We start from the raw sequence: 21,415 nt of genomic DNA on the forward strand, positions 1-21,415 counted from the left end.
TTTATAAAACTATAAATAATGTTTTTTTAAAAAATTAATTATAAAAATAAAATAAATAAATAAAATTCAAGTATATGTTATTTAATTTCTATTAAAATAAGGAATAATAACCATGTCAGGTAATTATATATTTTATAATGACGTGGATCCAATTGAAACAAGTGATTGGATACAATCAATAGATTCTGTAATAAAAGAAGAAGGAATTGAAAGAGCTAAATTTTTATTAAAAAAAACTATAGTACATCTTTATAATAAAGGAATTATTTTTGATATAAATGATAACAATTATGTTAATTCTATTTCTAGAGAACAAGATGATATATATCCTGGAAATTTAATTTTAGAAGAAAAAATAAGATCTTTTATTAGATGGAATGCCATAATGATTGTTTTGAGAGCTTCAAAAAAAAACCTAGATTTAGGTGGTCATATTTCTTCTTATCAATCATCTTCATATATTTATGAAGTTTGTTTTAATCATTTTTTTAAAGCATCTAATAATACAAATAACGGAGATATTATTTATTTTCAAGGACATATATCACCTGGAATATATGCCAGATCATTTTTAGAAGGACGTATAAGTATTGATTATTTAAACAATTTTCGACAAGAAGTATTTGGTAAAGGCTTATCATCATATCCACATCCTAAGCTTATGCCTAATTTTTGGCAATTTCCTACTGTATCTATGGGATTAGGAGCAATATCTGCAATATATCAAGCTAAATTTATTAAATATTTAGAAAATAGAGAATTAAAAAAAAAAACAAATAATAAAATTTTTGCATTTTTAGGTGATGGCGAAATGGATGAACCAGAATCTAAAGGAGTTTTAAATATAGCTTCAAGAGAAAAACTTAATAATTTAATTTTTGTAATAAATTGTAATTTACAAAGATTAGATGGTCCTGTATATGGTAATGGTAAAATTATTAATGAGTTAGCTAATCTTTTTAAAGGATCTGGATGGGAAGTTATTAAAGTTATTTGGGGTGATACTTGGGAAAATTTATTATATAAAGATAAAACTGGTAAATTAATTAAATTAATTAATGATACTTTAGATGGGGATTTTCAAAATTTTAATTCTAAAAATGGAGCTTATATTAGAAAAAATTTTTTTGGGAAATTCCCAGAAACATTAAAACTTGTTGAAAATTTAACTGATAGAGAAATAGAATTATTAAATTATGGAGGTCATGACCCTAAAAAAATTTATACAGCTTTTAAAAGAGCTTATAAAATTAAAAATAAACCTATAGTAATATTATTTCATACAATAAAAGGTTTTGGTTTAGGTAAAATAGCTGAAAGTAAAAATATTGCACATCAAATTAAAAAAATTGATATAAATACAATTAAATATATACGTAATAATTTAAATATTCCTATAAATGATGAAGATTTATATAAATTACCTTATATTTCTTTTAAAAAAAATTCTTTAGAATATCAATATTTACATAAACAACGTAAAAAATTAGGAGGATATATTCCATTTCGCAGAATAAATTTTACAGAAAAATTAATATTACCTAAATTAAAAGATTTTAATTCTTTATTTAAAGAACAATATAAAATATCAACAACAATTGCTTTTGTACGTATATTAAATATTTTACTTAGAAATAAAAATATTAATACTAGAATAGTACCAATTATAGCTGATGAAGCTCGTACTTTTGGTATGGAAGGTTTATTTAGACAAATAGGGATATATAATTCAAATGGCTTAAAATATACTCCTCAAGATAAATCATTATTAACATATTATAAAGAAGATATTAAAGGACAAATTCTACAAGAGGGTATTAATGAATCTGGAGCTTTTGCATCATGGTTAGCTGCTGCTACTTCTTATTCAACAAATAATCTTCCCATGATTCCATTTTATATTTATTATTCTATTTTTGGTTTTCAAAGAATTGGAGATTTTTGTTGGGCTGCTGGAGATCAGCAAGCAAGAGGATTTTTAATTGGAGCTACTTCTGGACGTACTACTTTAAATGGTGAGGGATTACAACATGAAGATGGACATAGTCATATTTATTCTTTAACAATTCCTAATTGTATCTCATATGATCCTACATATGCATATGAATTAGCCGTTATTATACATGATGGTTTGAAAAGAATGTATGAAAAACAAGAAAATATATATTATTATATAACTACTATGAATGAATATTATAATATGCCAGTAATGAATATAAAACATAAATATGGTATTTGTAAGGGAATATATAAAATTCTTTCAGTTAAAAATAATAAAAAAAAAATAACTATACAATTATTAGGTTCGGGATCAATTTTAAGAAATATGATTAAAGCTGCTAATATATTATATGATGAATATGATATTAATTCAGATATTTTTAGTGTAACTTCTTTTACTGAAATTGCTAGAGAAGGACAAGACTGTGATCATTGGAATTTATTACATCCTTCTGAAAAACGTCGTATTCCTTACATTACCAGTATAATGAAAAATTATCCAACTGTAGCAGCTACAGATTATATGAAACTTTTTGCTGAGCAAATTCGTAAATATATACCAACAAATCACTATTTTGTATTAGGAACTGATGGCTATGGCAGATCTGATAGTCGAAAAAATTTACGTAATTTCTTTGAAATTAATGAATTATATGTAGTACTTACTGTATTAAATATATTTTTAGATTTAAATTTAATTAGTTTAAAAAAAATTTTACACTTTATTAAAAAATATAAAATTAATGTAAATAAAAACAATCCTAGAATTTCATAGAAAAAGAGATAATATGTATAAAAAAATAATACTTCCTGATACAGGAATAGAGGAGATGAAAATTACTGATATTTTAGTAAAGGAAGGAGACGAAATTTTAAAAGAACAACCTATTATTACAGTAGAAAGTGATAAAACATCTATGGAAATACCTTCTAATCAAAAAGGAATAATTAAAAAAATTTTAATATCAATAGGAAATAAAATACATAAAGGAGATGTAATATTAGAAATATTAAATAATGAAAAAAATAATTTAATTAAAAATTCTAAAAAAATATTAGAGAAAAATCAACTAGAATTAAAAGAATTACTAATTCCTGATATAGGAAATCAAGAAATGAAAGTTTCTAATATTTTAATAGAAGAAAATAGTACAATAAAAAAAAATCAATCGTTAATAATAATTAATAATAATAATAATAATTTTGAAATAGCTTCTTTATATGAAGGAATAATTAAAAAAATTAACGTAAAAATAAATGATATTATACACACTAATAGTGTGTTTATGTATATTTCTTCAAAAAAACAACAAAATTATAAAATAAATACATTTATTAAAAATAAAAATTTAAGAAAAAATAATATTTTAAATATTCAAAAATATATACATGCTTCACCTATTATACGTAAGATGGCAAGAAAATTAAATATAAATTTATTAAATATAAAAGGAAGTGGTTTAAAAAATAGAATTACCAAAGAAGATTTATTACAATATAATAAAAATAATTTACAAAAAAATTATTTTAAGAAATTTGTATCAATTTATGAAAAATTTGGTTCTTGTGAAAAAATTATTTTAAATAATATACAAAAAATTTCTAGTAAAAATTTATCTAATAATTGGAAAAATATTCCTCATGTCACTCAACATATTGAAACTGATATCACAGAATTAGAAAAATTTAGAATTAAAAAAAATAATGAGTATTATAAAAAACAAAAAAATATTAAATTAACTTTACTAAATTTTATAATTAAAGTATGCGCACATGCTTTACATAAATATCCTAATTTTAATGCTTCTTTATCTGATTCTAATGAAAATTTAATAATAAAAAAATATTTTAATATTGGAATAGCTATTAATACAAAACAAGGTTTGTTTGTTCCTGTAATATTTGATGTTTTAAATAAAAATATTAATAATTTATCTGAAATATTACGTAATTTAGTAAATAAGGCAAAAAATAATAAATTACATCCTCTTGATATGCAAGGAGGTTGTTTTACAATATCTAATTTAGGACAATTTAAAGGTAGTTTTTTTACACCTATAATTAATGCTCCAGAAGTAGCAATTTTAGGTGTATCTCAAGCAAATATTAAACCAATATGGGAAAATAATAAATTTATACCAAAACTTATGTTACCATTATCATTATCTTATGATCATAGAGTAATTAATGGAGTTGAAGCTATTAATTTTTTAAATTATATTTGTATTTTAATATCTGATATTAGAAATATATTAATATAGTTTTTTAAAATTAAAATTTAATATTATTAAAGATATCTAATAGGAGTTAATTTATGAAAAATATAATAAAAACACAAGTTGTTGTAATAGGAGGAGGTCCTGCAGGATATTCTGCAGCTTTTCGTTGTAGTGATTTAGGATTAAAAACAATAATAGTAGAAAATTATCAAAATCTAGGAGGAGTTTGTTTAAATGTGGGTTGTATTCCATCTAAAACATTATTACATATAGCAAAAATTATTAAAGAAAATAAAAATTTTTTTAATCAAGGAATATTTAATAATCAACCAGAAATTAATATAAGTAATATTATTAAGTTTAAACAAAATATTATTAATAAATTAACTAATGGTTTAAATTTTCTTGCTAAAAAACGTAATGTAGATGTTATAAATGGTCTTAGTTTTTTTGAAACAGAAAATTGTTTAAATGTTATTAATAAAGATAAGATACAAATTATTTTTGAAAATGCAATTATAGCTACTGGTTCACATCCTATAAAATTACCATTTATTCCTTATAAAGATAATAGAATCTGGGATTCTACAGATGCATTACTTTTAAAACAAATTCCTAAAAAAATGATGATTTTAGGAAGTGGTATTATTGGTTTAGAAATAGCAACAATATATCAATCTTTTGGTTCTAAAATAGATATAGTTGATATTGCAAATAATTTTTTATCAGAAGTTGATGATGATATTATTAATATTTATAAAAAAAATATTAAAAAAAAATTTAATTTTATACTAGGAACAAAAGTTTTATCAATAGATAATAATGAAGAATTACTCCAAGTACATATGACAAGTGATAATAATAAATCAATATATTCTAAAGAATATAATAATATTCTTATAGCTATAGGGAGAAAACCTAATTCTCATTATATTAATAAAAAATTTAATAAAATTTCAATTAATGATTTTGGTTTTATTAATGTAGATAGTCAAATGAGAACTAATATCCCTAATATATTTGCAATAGGAGATGTTATTGGAAATCCTATGCTTGCACATAAAGGTATACATGAAGGTCATTTAGCTGCAGAAGTTATTGCTGGAAAAAATCATTACTTTGTTCCTAAAATAATACCATCTATAGCATATACTAATCCAGAAATAGCTTGGGTAGGAATAACAGAAAAATATGCTATAAAAGATAATATAAAATATAAGACTTCTTCTTTTTCTTGGAATTCATTAGGAAGAGCAGTTTCCTCTAATGAAGAAGATGGATTAACTAAATTAATTATAGAGAAAGATTCTAATAGAATTATAGGTGGTAGTATTGTTGGTTATAATGCAGGAGAATTATTAGGAGAAATAAGTTTAGCTATTGAAATGGGTTGTGATATAGAAGACATAGCATTAACTATTCATGCACATCCAACTTTTTATGAGTCTATTGGAATAGCTGCAGAAATATATACAGGATCAGTAACAGATATTATTAATAATAAATAATTTTTTATAAAAAAAAATAAATTTATATTATTATTTTTTATATCAAAAAATATTTATTAAAATAAATATTTTTTAATTTTTAAATTAATTTTTTTTTTTAAAAAAGAAAAATTTTTTTTATTATTTGATAATAAATTTTATATAAAATATATAAATCATTTATTTTCACACATTCATTAACTTTATGAATAGTTGAATTAATTAAGCCTAATTCAACAATTTGTGCTTTTGTTTTTATTATAAAACGTCCATCAGAGGTACCTCCATCATTTATTAAAGTAGGATATACATTATTAATTGAATAAATACTTTTTTTTACTATTTCTACTAAATTTTTTTCTATTATATAGTTTTTATTAATACTTAAAAAAGGTAATCCAGATAATTGCCATGTCATTTTATAGTTAATAATATATTTTTTTATAATATTATTTAAAATTTTTAATATATTTTTATAATATATTTCATTATTAAAACGAAAATTTATATAAATAATAATATTTCCTGGTATTATATTATTATTTTCTATATCTGAACTAATTTTTGTTATTTGCATACTAGTTTCTGGAAACAAATCATTTTTTTTACTCCATTTTATTAATAATAATTTATTAAGTAATGGTATTATGATGTGAATTGGATTTTTAGCTAATTTATGATATGCAACATGTCCTTGAACACCTATTATTTTTAATTGAATATTTAATGAACCTCTTCTCCCATTTTTAATATTATCTCCCACAAATTTATTACTTGTAGGTTCTCCTAAAATACAAAAGTTTATTTTTTCTTTTTTTTTTAATAAATTATTAATAACTTTAATAGTCCCATTTGTTGCTTTTCCTTCTTCATCTGAAGTAATAAGAAAAGCGATACGACCATTATAATTATGATATTTTTTGATAAATTTTTTAGCCGCAAAAATCATTGCGGCTAAGGAGCCTTTCATATCACAAACACCTCTTCCATATAAAATATCATTATCTAAAATAGCTTTAAAAGGATTAAATATCCATTTTTTAATATCTCCAGGGGGGACTACATCTGTATGACCAGCAAAAACTAAAGTATTGGTCATAAATTTATTATTATGAACTGCCCAAAAATTATTTGTATCTTTAATATTCATTAATTGGATATTAAAATCTAATTTTTTTAAAATTTTTATTAAAATATTTTGACATCCTGAATCCATAGGACTAATAGAATGACATTCTACGAGTTTTTTCGTTAAATTAATTATTTGTTCTAACATATAATTTTTATTTTAAATTCTAATATTAAAATGGTTTATTTTGTAAAGCTATTAATAATACTTCTTCAATATTTTTTACTGTTAATATTTTTAAATCTGTAATGATATTTTTTGGTATATCTTCTAAATTTCTTTTATTTTGTTCAGGAATTAAAACAATATTAATACCACCTCTGTGCGCAGCTAATAATTTTTCTTTTAATCCACCAATAGCTAAAACTTGGCCTCTTAATGTAATTTCTCCGGTCATTGCTACATTTGCTTTTACAGGATTATTAGTTAAACTAGAAACTAAAGCTGTACACATAGATATACCAGCACTTGGTCCATCTTTTGGTGTAGCCCCTTCAGGGACATGAACATGAATATCTATATTTTTATAAAATTCAGTATTAATATTTAATTTTTTTGTTCTTGCTTTTACTACAGTTAAAGCAGTTTGTATTGATTCTTGCATAACTTCACCTAGAGAGCCTGTATATGTTAATTTACCTTTACCTGGTATACATACAGTTTCAATAGTTAATAATTCTCCTCCTACTTCTGTCCATGCTAATCCAGTAACTTGACCTATTAAATTTTCATTTTCTGCTTTACCATAATCAAATTTTTTTACACCTAAATATTTTTTTAAATTTAAATGATCTATTTTAATAGATTTAATATTTTTTTCTATTAAAATAGCTTTAACAGTTTTTCTACATAATGTAGATAATTCTCTTTCTAATCCTCTAACACCAGACTCTCTGGTATAATATCTAATTATATCTATAATTGCTCTATTATTGATAATTAATTCTTCTTTTTTTAAAGCATTACGGCTAAATTGTTTAGGTAATAAATATTTTTTTGCTATATTTAATTTTTCATCTTCTGTATAACCAGTAATTTTAATAACTTCCATTCTATCTAAAAGAGGTAATGGTATATGTACAGATGAATTTGAAGTTGCTACAAACATAACATTTGATAAATCATAATCGATTTCAAGGTAATGATCATTAAAAGCAATATTTTGTTCTGGATCTAAAACTTCTAATAAAGCTGCCGCAGGATCTCCTCTCATATCATATGAAATTTTATCTATTTCATCTAATAGTAATAATGGGTTTTGTACTTTTACTTTTGCCATTTTTTGAATAATTTTACCAGGCATAGATCCAATATATGTTCTACGATGTCCTCTTATTTCTCCTTCATCTCTTATACCACCTAATGCTATTTTAATAAATTTTCTTCCTGTAGCTCTTGCAATAGATTTACCTAATGAAGTTTTTCCTACACCAGGAGGTCCTACTAAACATAAAATAGGTCCTCTAATTTTATTAGATCTATTTTGTACAGCTAAATATTCTAAAATATGTTCTTTTACAGATTCTAAACCAAAATGATCTTGATCTAATATTTTTTTTGCTTTACATAAATTTTTTTTTAACCTGCTTTTTATATTCCATGGAATTTGTATCATCCATTCTATATATCCTCTAACAACAGTTGCTTCTGCTGACATAGGAGCCATCATTTTTAATTTTCTTAGTTCGGCAAAAGTTTTTTCTTTTGCTTCTTTTGGCATTTTTGCTAATTTTATTTTTTTTTTTAAAATTTCATTTTCATCAGGATGTTCATCTATTTCTCCTAATTCTTTTTGAATAGCTTTCATTTGTTCATTTAAATAATATTCCTTTTGACTTTTTTCCATTTGATTTTTAACTCTATTTCGAATTTTTTTTTCTACTTGTAATAAATCAATTTCTGATTCCATTAAAGCCATCAAATATTCTAATCTTTTATCTATATTAGACATTTCTAATATTAATTGTTTATTAGATAATTTTAATGGCATATGAGCAGCTATAGTATCTGCTAATTTAGCAGCATCATGAATATTATTTAATGAACTTAATACTTCTGGAGGAATTTTTTTATTTAATTTTGAATATCCTTCAAATTGATTAATAGCTGTTCTTATTAAAACTTCTTGTTCTTTTATTTTAAGTATGGGAGAAGATAAATATTCTATTTGTGCTGTAAAATAATTATCATTATCTATTAAATTAATTAATTTTGCTCTTTGTAATCCTTCTACTAAAATTTTAACTGTACCATCAGGTAATTTTAACATTTGTAAAACAGAAGTAATTGTTCCAACAGTAAATAAATCTTTAATACTAGGATTATCATTAGAAGCTTCTTTTTGTGCTACTAACATAACCTTCTTATCATTATTCATAGCAGCTTCTAAACAACGAATAGATTTATTTCTTCCAATAAATAAAGGTATTACCATATAAGGATATACAACTACATCACGTAATGGTAATACAGGTATTATAATATGTTCTGAATTCTGAGAATTCATAGATTACTCTCTTTTTTATTATAACATGTTAAAAAATATATTTTTATATATAAAAAAATAGTTAATATTATTAAAATAATTAATTTTATTTATATTTTATAATAGGTTCAGATAAATTATTAATAACTTTCTTATCAATTTGAATTTTATCAATATTTTTCTTTGAAGGTATGTCATACATTATATTTAATAATATTTTTTCTAAAATAGATCTTAATCCTCTAGCTCCAGTATTTAATAAAATTGCTTGTTTAGCAATTTCTTTAATAGCGTTATTATCAAATTCTAATTTAATATTTTCATATTCAAATAAAATTTGATATTGTTTTATAAGAGAATTTTTAGGTTTTAATAAAATTTGTGTTAATTTATTTTCATCTAATTTATTTAATGAAACTATAATAGGTAAACGTCCTATAAATTCTGGTATTAATCCAAATTTTATTAAATCTTCAGGAAGTACTTGATTTAAAAGTTGATCTCTATTTGTAATTTTATTAATATTTTTTTTTATTTTTGAATGAAACCCTATATTATTAGAAGTATTAATTCTATTAGAAATAATATCTTCTAGTCCATAAAAAGATCCAGCACAAATAAATAAAATATTTTTAGTATTTACTTGTATAAAATCTTGTTGTGGGTGTTTACGTCCTCCTTTTGGTGGTATAGAAGCAATTGTACCTTCAATTAACTTTAATAAAGATTGTTGAACTCCTTCACCTGAAACATCTCGAGTTATAGAAACATTTTCTGATTTTCTTGCAATTTTGTCAATTTCATCAATGTATATTATACCATATTGTGTTTTTTTTATATCATAACTAGCATTTTGTAATAACTTTTGTATAATATTTTCTACATCTTCTCCTACATATCCTGCTTCTGTTAAAGTAGTGGCATCTGTAATTACAAATGGTACATTAAGAAAACGTGCTAATGTTTCAGCTAATAATGTTTTTCCACTACCCGTAGGGCCTAATAAAAGAATATTACTTTTTTCAAGTATATTATTTTTGTTATTGTAATTATTTAATTTTTTATAATGATTATATACAGAAACTGCAAGTATTTTTTTAGCTTGTGATTGACTAATAATATAATCATTCAAATAATTAAAAATTTTATGTGGTGTTAGTAATTTAAAATTTTCATTATTAAAAAAATTATTATATTTATTTATATTTTTTTTTTCTAAAATATCATTATATAATTTAACACATTTATCACAAATGAAAATTGATCTACCTCCTGAAATTAATTGATTTACTTCATTTTGATTCTTTTTACAAAAAGAACAACAAAATATTGTATTTAAATTTTCCTTTTTATCTATCATTACAAACCTCATTTAAATAAATAAAACAATAAATTTTTTAAAAATATTTTTATAAATTTAAATATTAACATTTTTTTTTATTAAAAATAATACTATCTACTAATCCATATTCTATTGCTTCTTGAGCAGATAAAAATCTATCTCTATTTGTATCTTTTTCAATAATTTCGATAGATTTACCTGTATGTAATGACATAAGTTTATTTATAAAATTTTTAATTCTTAAAATTTCTTGAGTTTGAATTTCAATGTCAGTTACTTGTCCTTGATAACCTCCTATTGGTTGATGTATCATTACTCTAGCATGAGGTAGGCAAAATCTTTTTTTTTTTTTCCCAGAAGCTAATAAAAAAGCAGCCATGGAACATGCTTGTCCTATACAAAGTGTACTAACATCTGAATTTACAAATTGTATTGTATCATAAATAGACATTCCTGATGTAATCACACCTCCTGGACTATTAATATAAATAAAAATATCTTTATTTGAATCTTCTGAATCTAAAAATAAAATTTGAGCAACTATTAAATTTGCCATATTATCTTCAATAGGTCCTGTTAAAAAAATAATACGTTCTTTTAAAAGTCTGGAAAAAATATCATATGATCTTTCACCTCTAGAAGTATTTTCAATGACAATAGGAATTGTATTCATTTGATTTTTTTCAATATTTTTATTATTTTTTATATATAACATTATAATCCTTTAATAAAATTTTATAATTTTAGTTTTAAATTTTTTATATATTTTTAAATTTTTTCCACTCAGATAATGTATAAGTATTTAATGATAATGAATGAATATTTTTAAATTTATTTCCTATAATATGGTATATTAATCTATGACGAGTAATTAGTGATTTATTATTAAATAAATTGCTTACAATAATAATTTCAAGATGAGTTATCAAAAAATTATTTTTTTTATTATCATGATTCTGACTAGTATTATTAATTTTTAAATATATAGGTTTTAATTTAGATATTATCTTATTTTCTATTCTTTTTATAATCATTATTATATATATCCGAAATTTTATTTTTTATAAAAAAAGCATATTTTTTACATTACAAATAAAATATTATAAAATATTTTCAATGTTAGACATTACTAACTTTATAATATTAGAATTACCAGCTAACATATTTGAAGAATTTTTATAATTATAATGTCCAATAAAATTTGTTATTAATCCTCCTGCTTCTTTTATAATTAATTCGCCAGCAAGTAAATAATTAAAATTTTGTACATTATTATTAATATAACAATCAATTTTATTTGCTGCTAAATAAGCTAAATCTAAAGATGTAGAACCACTTATTCTTATTGAAATAAAATTTTTTTTAAATAATTCAAATAAATTAATATTTTGTTTTTTAAAAAAAAAATAATTAGTATTTAACGCAAATATTAAAATTTTTTTTTTATATATATCACAACGCAATTTATAACCATTTAATTGAGCGTTTTGTCCTCTTATTGCAGTAAATAAATCATTTTTTAATGGATCATATATTAAAGAAATTTCTGTTTTTCCTTGTATACAAATAGCTATTGAAATTGAAAAATGGGGTAATTTTTTTAAAAAATTAATAATTCCATCTATAGGATTAATAATCCATATAGTTTTTTTATATTTAAAAATAAAAAAATTTTCTTTATTTAAAATAACGATATTTTTAGAATATATATTATAAAATATTTTAGTAATTATATTAATTAAGTTTTTATTAATTTTTTTTATTAAAATATTACTATCATAATTATTATTATATATATTTGCATTCTGCATCTCATAATTTTTTATAATAATATTACCAATATTACGTATTATACGTATAGCGATATTAAGCATTGGAGAACGCATATATTATTTCTCATTTATATTCATTCTTATATTTTAAACTAAATAACTAAATAATATTTTTATTTTATAATAAAAAAATAATATTTAAAATATTTATTTAAAATATTGTTTTTTTTTAAAAAACATATATTATTTAAATAAATATTTTAAATATTATTTTTTTATTAATTATGTTAAAAATTACAAAATTAGCTCAAGAATATTTTTTAAAATTATTATCTAAAAAAAAGAAAAATATATGTATTAGAATTTCTGTTTTTATAAAAAATAATATATTTAAAGGTAATATTGCTTTTTGTGATATAAAAAAAATTAAAAATAATGATATTAAATTAAATTTTAACAAATTAAATATATTTATAGAATTTAATAGTTTAAAATTTCTAGAAAATATTAAAATAGATATTGTAAAAAAAGAATTATCTAAAAAATTAAAATTTATAGTTTTAAGTAAAAATAATATTACAATTAAACAAAATATACAAAATTTAAAAAAAGATATTAATAATTTTTTAAAAAATATAATTAATCCTAAATTATTACATCATGGTGGATTTATTATATTAAAAAATATAACAATTAATTATATTTTATTAGTAGAATTTCATGGTGGTTGTCAAGGATGTTCGATGAGTAATTATACTCTTCAAAATTGGATAAAAAAAGAAATATTATATAATTTTCCAGAAATTAAAGAAGTACATGATGTTACTTTACATAAAAAAAATGAATTATCTTATTATTAAATAAATAAATATATCATTTTTTATTTAAATATTTTATGATTTTTAAAAATATATATTAAGTAATTTAATAATTTAAAAAATATTTATATATTTAAATATTTAAATAAGGAATAAAAATATATGCCTGTAATAGTTCCTAAAAAATTACCTGCTATTAATTTTTTAAAAAAAGAAAAAATATTTTTATTAACAAAATCTGAAAAATATAAAAAATATTCAAATAAATTAAAAATACTTTTTTTAAATTTAATGTTTAAAAAAATTGAAACAGAAAATCAACTTATTAGATTATTATCAAGTTCTTCTTTATTAATTGATTTATCGTTATTATCTGTACGTGATAATAAATCATCCAATAATATATCTATTAATCATATTAATAAGTATTATCTAAATTTAGATCAAATATATAATAAATATTATGATGGTTTAATTATTTCAGGTGCTCCCTTAGGATTAATTAATTTTACAGATATAAGATTTTGGAAAGAATTTGTAAAAATTATACATTGGGCACAAGAACATGTAAATTCTATTTTATCTATATGTTGGTCTGTACAAGCAATACTCAATATATTATATAATATTCCAAAAAAGATTAATCAATCAAAATTATTAGGTATATTTAAACATAAAATATTATTAAAAAAAAATTTTTTAGTACAAGGATTTGATGATTATTTTTTTGTTCCTCATTCTAGATATTCTGATTTTTCTTTAAAATTTATAAAATATTATACTAACTTAAAAATTATTTCTTATTCAGAAGAAGCAGGTGTATATATTTTTACGAGTGATAAAAATAAATATATATTTATTACTGGACATCCGGAATATGATGCTTTAACAATAAATAAAGAATATTTAAATGATATAAAAAATAATTTAAACGTTCATATACCTTATAATTATTACCCTCAAAATAATAAACAATTAATACCTAAAATTACTTGGAGAAGTCATGGTAATTTATTATTTTTAAATTGGTTAAATTATTTATTTTATAAATAAAAAAATATTTAATTTTAAAAGGAGTTTTTATGTTAACTACTAAATATTTATTTTTTACATCTAAAAATAAAATATATGATAATAATATTAATAGTTATTTTTTAATGATTAAATCAGGAATGGTAAGAAAATTATCTTCTGGAATATATACTTGGTTACCTACTGGGTTAAGAGTAATTAATAATTTTAAAAAAATAATACGTTATTTTATGACAGATATAGATGCAATAGAATTATTATTACCTATTTTACATCCAAGTAACATATGGGAAAAAAGTGGCCGTATAAATGAATACGGGGAAGAATTATTAAAAGTTTTAGATCGTAAAAAAAGAAATTTTCTTTTAGCACCTACACATGAAGAAGTTATTACTTATTTAATAAATAATGAAATAAAATCATATAAATCTATACCTATTCATTTATATCAAATACAAACAAAATTTAGAGATGAAATAAGATCACGTTTAGGTGTTATACGTGCTAAGGAATTTTTAATGAAAGATAGTTATTCTTTTCATATAAATAATTTTTCTTTAAAAGAAACTTATAATATTGTATTAAAAACTTATAAAAAAATATTTGATTTTATGAATATAAAATATTTAATTGTAAAAGCTGATAATAATATTATTGGTGGTGATATTTCTCATGAATTTCACATTTTATCTAAAAATGGAGAAAATTCAATTGTTGTATCCAAAGATAAAAAATATATTTCTAATAAAGAATTAAAAGAATATTTTTTTTATAAAAAATATAATTTAAATAAAAGAAAATTTCTTACAAGAAAAATACTAATTTTAAAAAATTGTTTAAATTATAAAAAATTAGCTAAAATTTGTAATTTATCTATAAAAAATATTATTAAAACAATTATTGTTAAAACATTAGATAAAAAAAATCCTTTTATTGCTTTATTAATTAGAGCAGATTATGAATTAAATTTTCATAAAATTAAGAAAATTAATAATAAAATAACAAAAATTTTATCAAATATAGAAGTAGAAAAAATTTTTAAAATAAATATACATTCAATAGGACCTTTTAATCTAAAAATTCCTATTATAGGAGATTATTCTATAATTAACATGTATAATTTTATTATAGGAGCTAATATTAGATATAAATATTTTATTAATACAAATTGGAAGATAAATTTACCTATACCTAATAATATTCAAGATATTCGCTATATAGTTAATAATGATTTAACTCCAGTTAAAAAAAACTTAATAAAAATTAAACGTAGTATAGAAATAGCTCATATTTTTCAAATTGGTAAAAAATATTCAAAAATAATGAATGCTTATATATATAATAAAAATAAAGTTAAAAAATTTATATATATGGGATGTTATGGGATCGGGATATCAAGATTAATTGCAGCTATAATAGAACAAAATTATGATTCAAAAGGTATTATATGGCCAAATCCATTTTTAGCTCCTTTTTTAGTAGCTATTATTCCAATTAATATGTATAAATATTCTATGGTTGAAAAATATTCTTTTTTAATTTATAAAAAATTTAAATTGTTAGGAATAAATATTATTTTTGATAATCGTAATGAAACTCCTGGAGTTATGTTTGCTGATATAGATTTAATTGGAGTACCACATATTATTATTATTAATAATAATAATATTATTAATAATAATGTTGAATATAAAAATAGAAAAACAGGATTAAAAAATATTATTTCTATTGATGTAATTGTTGATTTTATTTTTAAGAAAATTCAAATAAATAAATTTTTTAACATATTTTATTCCAAAAAATAAAAAAATTATCTTTTTTATATAAAGTTGCTTTTCCTTCTTTAGTTATTAATTTATTTTCTAGATCAGCAATTAATATATTATTATAAAATAATAATGGAATTTGTTCTCTTTTCCATTTAGGAATAGATAATTTTTTCCATATATCATTTATATTTATTAATTTTTTAATATTATTAAAATAAAATTTTTCTGAAATATTAAATTTTATATATATAATTTCATTATATTTAGGTTTTCTAATATATATTGATTCTTTTTTATAATTAAAATTTATATATAATATTATTAATTTTCCTAATTTATTAGGTAATAAAAGAGGAATATTAAAATTATTCCAAGTTAAAATAAGATTTTTTAAATAAGGAAAATATTTTATACAAAATAAATAATTTTTATATTTTCGAATAATATATTTTCCTATTTTTACTTGAGGATTATTATTTTTTTTACAACAAATAATTTCATTCCATATGATAAGTAATATTTTTCTAGAAGGCATATAATAATATTTATTATATTCTATCCATTTTCTAATAATAAAATTTCTTTTTGAAATACTATAATTAAGTAAAGGTTTAATAAATAGACTATTATCTTTTTGTATTAATTTTATTAATATTGGATTTATTAAATCTGTTAATAATTCTTCTTGTTCTTTATAATTTTTTATAGCTTTAATAATTGAATTTTTAAAAAAAGGCCATCTATAAGTTAATTTAGGTAAAATAATATGACGTAAAAAATTACGATCATATTTTATATTTTTATTACTTGAATCTTCTACCCATTTTAATTTTTTTTTTATAGCATAATTAATTATTTTTTTTTTACTTATCTTAAGCAATGGACGAAATAATATTATTTTATTAAAAATTTTAATTTTTGATATTCCTGACAAACCTTTTGGACCACTACCCCTTTTTAAAAATAAAAAAAAATTTTCGCATTGATCATCTAAATGATGAGCAGTTACTAAAATTTCATTTTTTTGAATAATATTTTGAAAAATCTGATATCTTTTTTTTCGTGCACATTTTTCTATGTTACTTTTTGTTTTAATATTTATATTTTTATAAATAAATGATATGTTCCATTTTTTACATTGTAAAAAACAGTTTTTCATCCAATTATTTGATTCATAGTTTAAATTATGATTAATATAAATAGCTCTTAATAAAAGAGGATATTTTTTTCTTAATTTAAATAAATTATATAATAATACTGTAGAATCTATTCCACCACTATATGCTATTAGTATTTTTTTAAATTTTTTTAATATTAATTGTATTTTTTTTTCTATTAACATATTTAAATATTTTTATATTAAAATTTAAATAATAAAATTATTAATTAAATTCTAATTTAATATGATTATTATCTAATAAATCAATAAATTTATCAAAATTACTTGTATGTATAGAAATAAAGTAAGATTTAGTAAAATAAATTTTATTTTTAAAATTTGAATTTTTGTAAAAAAAATATATTTGTATATTTTTTTGATCTTTATTTTTTTTAAAAAATAAAAAACTTTTTAAAAATTTAAAAAAAAGTTTATTTTTTAAAATTTTTTTATTTATAAAAATAATATTTATACTATTTAAATATCTTTCTCTATAGGTCATAATATCCATTATATGATTAACATCACATATAAATAATTTTAATAAATTATTAAAATATAATATTCCATTTATTATTACAATATTGTTTATTGTAATAATATCTTTTCTATTATTTAAAATATCTATTGATAAATGTATTTCAATAATATTAGAACTATCATCTAAATTAAAAAATAAAAATTTTTGTTTTTTATAGTTATAAAAAGTACGTATATTACTAATAATACCTCCTATTGCTATTTTTATAGGTAATTTATGATTTTTTTTATATTTTATTAATATATTATGTATATTATCTTTTTTTGTATAAAATAAAATTTCTTTTAAATATATATTTATTGGATGACCTGTTAAATAACAACCTAAAATATTTTTTTCCTTTATAAAAATATCTTTTTTAGTCCACATTAAATTTATATCATTATGAATATATTTTTTATCTTGTAATAATATTTTATTGTCTTTATTAAAAAAATCTATTTGACCTGTTTTTTGTTCGTCTAAATATTTATTAATAATTTTTATAATTTTTTCTAAATTATTTATTAATAATCCTCTATTAAAATTAAAACAATCTAATGAGCCAGATAATATTAATACTTCTATAATTTTTTTATTTATTTTTTTAAAATTTATTTCAGTAAAAAAAGTAAATATGGATTTAAAAAAACCTATTTTTTTTCTAGTGTTAAGTATATTATCAGATTGTTGTTCACCAATACCTCTAATTGCTCCTAATCCATAGATAATATTGTTATATTTATCAACATGGAATTTATATAAACTATAATTAATATTAGGAGGTAAAACATTAATTTTCATGTTTTTACATTCATTAATTAAATGAATAATTTTATTTGTATTATCCATTTCTGATGTTAAAACAGCTGCCATAAATTCTGCAGGATAATATTTTTTTAACCATAAAGTTTGATAAGATATTAAAGCATATCCAGCTGAATGAGATTTATTAAACCCATAAGAAGCAAATTTTTCTAAATAATCAAAAATTTTCATAGATAAAGTACTATTAATTTTTAATTTTTTTGCACCTTTTAAAAAACGTTTTCTTTGTTTTCTCATTTCATTATGTTGTTTTTTACTTATTACTCTCCTTAAAATATCTGCTTCTCCTAAACTATATCCTGCTAATACTTGAGCTATTTTCATAACTTGTTCTTGATATAAAATAATTCCATATGTAGATTGTAATATTGATTTTAATTTTTTATGTTGCCAATTTTTATCAGGATATGAAATAGTTTCTCTACCATGTTTTCGATTAATAAAATTTTCAACCATACCTGATTGTAAAGGTCCTGGTCTAAATAAGGCTAATAATGCTACTAAATCTTCAAAATTATCTGGTTTTAATTGTTTAATTAATTTTTTAATACCTTGTGATTCTAATTGAAATATACCTGTAGTTTTTGCAGTTTTTAAAAAATTAAAAATTAATTTATCATTTAATTTTATATTATTAATATTAACTAATTTTTTATTATTTTTAATAGATTTTTTATTAATCATATTTACAGCATGATTTATAACAGTTAAAGTTCTCAAACCTAAAAAATCAAATTTAACTAAACCAATATCTTCAATATCATTTTTATCAAATTGAGTAACTATATTTTCTCCATTATCATCACAATATATTGTTGTATATTTAATAATATTATTAGGAGCTATAACAATTCCTCCTGCATGTTTACCAATATTTTTTATTGTTCCTTCTAATTTTAAAGAAGTAAGTACTAGTTCTTTAATATTAATATCTGATTTATATAAATCAGATAATTTTTTATTATTCATAAATGCTTTTTTTAAATTAATACCTAAATCAAAAGGAATTAATTTTGAAATACGATTAATAAAATCGTATGGATAACCTAAAACTCTACCTACATCTCTTATTACAGATTTTGCAGTCATAGTTCCAAATGTTATAATTTGGAATACTGATTCTTGTCCATATATTTTTTTTACATGATTAATTACTAAATCACGTTTTTCCATACAAAAATCAATATCAAAATCTGGCAATGATATTCTTTCTGTATTTAAGAATCTCTCAAAAATTAAATCAAATTTAATAGGATCTAGATTAGTAATATTTAAAACATAAGATACTAAAGAACCAGCACCAGAACCTCTGCCTGGACCTACAGGAATATTATTATTTTTTGCCCATTGAACAAATTCCATAACTATAAGAAAATAACTAGGAAAACCCATTTTATTAATAATATGTAATTCTTCATCTAATCTTTTTTTATATATTTTTTTTTGTATTTTAAATAAATTTAATTCTGGATATAAATTTTTTAATTTTTTTTCTAAACCTATATAAGACTTTTTAATAATATATTGTTCTGGTGTAATATTTTTTTTTATATAAAAATTAGGTAAAAAATGTTTATTAAGTAATAAAAAAATATTACACCTTTTAGCGATTTCTACACTATTAGAAAGTGCTTCAGGTATATCTTTAAATAAATAACACATTTCTTTTGTATTTTTTAAAAATTGTTCTTTACTATAATTAGATTTTTTATAACTTTTATTTAAATTATACCCTTTATTAATTGCTACTCTAATTTCATGTGTATAAAAATCATCTTTATTTAAAAAACGTACATTATTTGTAGCTACTACCGGAATAGAAAAATAATTAGACAAATTTAATATTGAACTTATATAAGTTTCTTCATAGATAGAATTAGTTCTAGTAATTTCTAAATAAAAACAATTATAAAAATATTTTTTAAAAAAATAAATTATTTTTTTGACTAAAAAAATATTTTTTTGTAAGATATATCTACCAATTTCACCTTGTAAACCGCCAGATAATATAATTAATCCTTTATTATATTTTTGTAATAAATTATAAGTTATAATAGGTCCTAAATTATTATCATATCCATTTTTATAAGCATAAAAAATTAATAATTTAATATTTTGTAAACCAGTATTATTCATAGCTAATATAGTTAAAATAGAATATTGATTATATTTAATATTATTTAAATTTTTTATTTTAAAATCTACGCCAATTATAGGTTTTAATCCTAATTTATAGGATATTTTATAAAATTTTACTAAACCAAATATATTACTAAGATCAGTAATAGCTATTGCTGGCATGTTCAATAATGAACTTTGTTTTACAAGTTGTGTAATTTTAGCAAGACCATCTTTAATAGAATAATCACTATGTACATGTAGATGAATAAATTTTGGATCAATCATATTTTTTATTTTAAAATTTTCATACACATAATTTTTGATTTACAAATAATTTTGTTATTAATAATTGCTATACTGTTAAAATAAAATAAAGAATTTTTTTGTTTTTTTAAAGTACTTTTTATTATTATTTGATCTCCAGGAAAAGCAGGTTTTTTAAAACGAGTTTGATCAATACCAACAAGATAATAAAGTATTTTTTTTTCTAATTTTTCATTATTTATACTTTTATATATTAAAATACCTGTAGTTTGTATCATAGATTCTAATAATAATACTCCAGGATAAATTGGATTTTTAGGAAAATGACCTTGAAAATAAGGTTCATTCATAGAAAGATTTTTTATAGCATTTAAAAACTTAAATTTTTTAAATGCTATGACTTTATCTACTAAAATAAATGGGTATCTATGTGGTAAAATAGATAAAATTTTATTTATATCTAACATAT

15 protein-coding genes are annotated in these 21,415 nt (G+C 19.7%); 6 read left to right on the top strand and 9 right to left on the bottom strand.

Features of this window, described 5'->3' with window-relative positions; translation table 11 throughout:
* The first annotated feature begins 112 nt into the window (after nucleotides 1-112).
* The 3 genes from aceE to lpdA are packed head-to-tail and all read left to right on the top strand — an operon-like array spanning nucleotide 113 to nucleotide 5,728.
* Nucleotides 113-2,776, top strand: coding sequence for a pyruvate dehydrogenase (acetyl-transferring), homodimeric type (aceE, locus tag GJU00_RS01015; protein WP_168893463.1), 2,664 nt, complete (start codon nucleotides 113-115; stop codon nucleotides 2,774-2,776).
* Between the two features lie 13 nt (nucleotides 2,777-2,789).
* Nucleotides 2,790-4,262, top strand: a complete 1,473-nt coding sequence (locus GJU00_RS01020; protein WP_168893464.1) for a 2-oxo acid dehydrogenase subunit E2 — start codon at nucleotides 2,790-2,792, stop codon at nucleotides 4,260-4,262.
* A gap of 53 nt (nucleotides 4,263-4,315) precedes the next feature.
* On the top strand, nucleotides 4,316-5,728 hold the full coding sequence (gene lpdA / locus GJU00_RS01025) for a dihydrolipoyl dehydrogenase (protein ID WP_168893465.1): 1,413 nt from the start codon (nucleotides 4,316-4,318) through the stop codon (nucleotides 5,726-5,728).
* Between the two features lie 97 nt (nucleotides 5,729-5,825).
* Here lpdA and dapE read toward each other — a convergent pair whose 3' ends face one another.
* The 6 genes from dapE to GJU00_RS01055 all read right to left on the bottom strand — a co-directional run bounded on the left by dapE (nucleotide 5,826) and on the right by GJU00_RS01055 (nucleotide 12,549).
* Nucleotides 5,826-6,983 carry a succinyl-diaminopimelate desuccinylase gene (dapE, locus tag GJU00_RS01030; RefSeq protein ID WP_168893466.1) on the bottom strand — a complete coding sequence of 386 codons (1,158 nt, stop codon included), beginning with the start codon at nucleotides 6,981-6,983 and terminating at the stop codon, nucleotides 5,826-5,828.
* Nucleotides 6,984-7,008: 25 nt separating this feature from the next.
* On the bottom strand, nucleotides 7,009-9,342 hold the full coding sequence (gene lon, locus GJU00_RS01035) for an endopeptidase La (RefSeq protein WP_168893467.1): 2,334 nt from the start codon (nucleotides 9,340-9,342) through the stop codon (nucleotides 7,009-7,011).
* An 85-nt stretch (nucleotides 9,343-9,427) separates the two neighbouring features.
* Nucleotides 9,428-10,681, bottom strand: coding sequence for an ATP-dependent Clp protease ATP-binding subunit ClpX (clpX, locus tag GJU00_RS01040; RefSeq protein ID WP_168893468.1), 1,254 nt, complete (start codon nucleotides 10,679-10,681; stop codon nucleotides 9,428-9,430).
* 64 nt (nucleotides 10,682-10,745) lie between these two features.
* Nucleotides 10,746-11,378: an ATP-dependent Clp endopeptidase proteolytic subunit ClpP gene (gene clpP / locus GJU00_RS01045; protein ID WP_168893469.1), complete on the bottom strand. Its 633-nt coding sequence runs from the start codon at nucleotides 11,376-11,378 to the stop codon at nucleotides 10,746-10,748.
* 43 nt (nucleotides 11,379-11,421) lie between these two features.
* A complete protein-coding gene (locus GJU00_RS01050; RefSeq protein ID WP_168893470.1) occupies nucleotides 11,422-11,697 on the bottom strand; it encodes a BolA family protein in 276 nt (91 codons plus the stop codon).
* Between the two features lie 66 nt (nucleotides 11,698-11,763).
* Nucleotides 11,764-12,549, bottom strand: coding sequence for an inositol monophosphatase family protein (locus GJU00_RS01055; protein ID WP_168893471.1), 786 nt, complete (start codon nucleotides 12,547-12,549; stop codon nucleotides 11,764-11,766).
* Between the two features lie 170 nt (nucleotides 12,550-12,719).
* Between GJU00_RS01055 and GJU00_RS01060 the strand changes: the two genes are divergently transcribed.
* From GJU00_RS01060 to GJU00_RS01070, 3 genes are all read left to right on the top strand, one after another.
* Nucleotides 12,720-13,295 (top strand): NifU family protein, encoded by a 576-nt coding sequence (locus tag GJU00_RS01060; protein WP_168893472.1) that lies wholly within the window; start codon nucleotides 12,720-12,722, stop codon nucleotides 13,293-13,295.
* 120 nt (nucleotides 13,296-13,415) lie between these two features.
* Entirely contained in the window at nucleotides 13,416-14,306 is an 891-nt protein-coding gene (locus tag GJU00_RS01065) for a homoserine O-succinyltransferase (protein ID WP_168893473.1), read from the top strand.
* A gap of 29 nt (nucleotides 14,307-14,335) precedes the next feature.
* A complete protein-coding gene (locus GJU00_RS01070) occupies nucleotides 14,336-16,090 on the top strand; it encodes a proline--tRNA ligase (protein ID WP_168893474.1) in 1,755 nt (584 codons plus the stop codon).
* On the opposite strand, the gene tilS is transcribed toward GJU00_RS01070, so the two are convergent.
* From tilS to fabZ, 3 genes are read right to left on the bottom strand one after another with little or no spacing between them, the layout of a single operon-like run.
* Nucleotides 16,065-17,396, bottom strand: a complete 1,332-nt coding sequence (gene tilS, locus GJU00_RS01075) for a tRNA lysidine(34) synthetase TilS (protein WP_168893475.1) — start codon at nucleotides 17,394-17,396, stop codon at nucleotides 16,065-16,067. The genes GJU00_RS01070 and tilS overlap by 26 nt on opposite strands.
* 40 nt (nucleotides 17,397-17,436) lie before the next feature.
* The gene (gene dnaE, locus GJU00_RS01080) at nucleotides 17,437-20,967 is read right to left on the bottom strand and encodes a DNA polymerase III subunit alpha (RefSeq protein WP_168893476.1); all 3,531 of its coding nucleotides are present in this window, start codon (nucleotides 20,965-20,967) and stop codon (nucleotides 17,437-17,439) included.
* A 5-nt stretch (nucleotides 20,968-20,972) separates the two neighbouring features.
* On the bottom strand, nucleotides 20,973-21,413 hold the full coding sequence (fabZ, locus tag GJU00_RS01085) for a 3-hydroxyacyl-ACP dehydratase FabZ (protein ID WP_168893477.1): 441 nt from the start codon (nucleotides 21,411-21,413) through the stop codon (nucleotides 20,973-20,975).
* Between the last annotated feature and the right edge of the window lie 2 nt (nucleotides 21,414-21,415).

Source organism: Enterobacteriaceae endosymbiont of Donacia simplex (genome assembly GCF_012568645.1).
GTDB lineage: Bacteria > Pseudomonadota > Gammaproteobacteria > Enterobacterales > Enterobacteriaceae.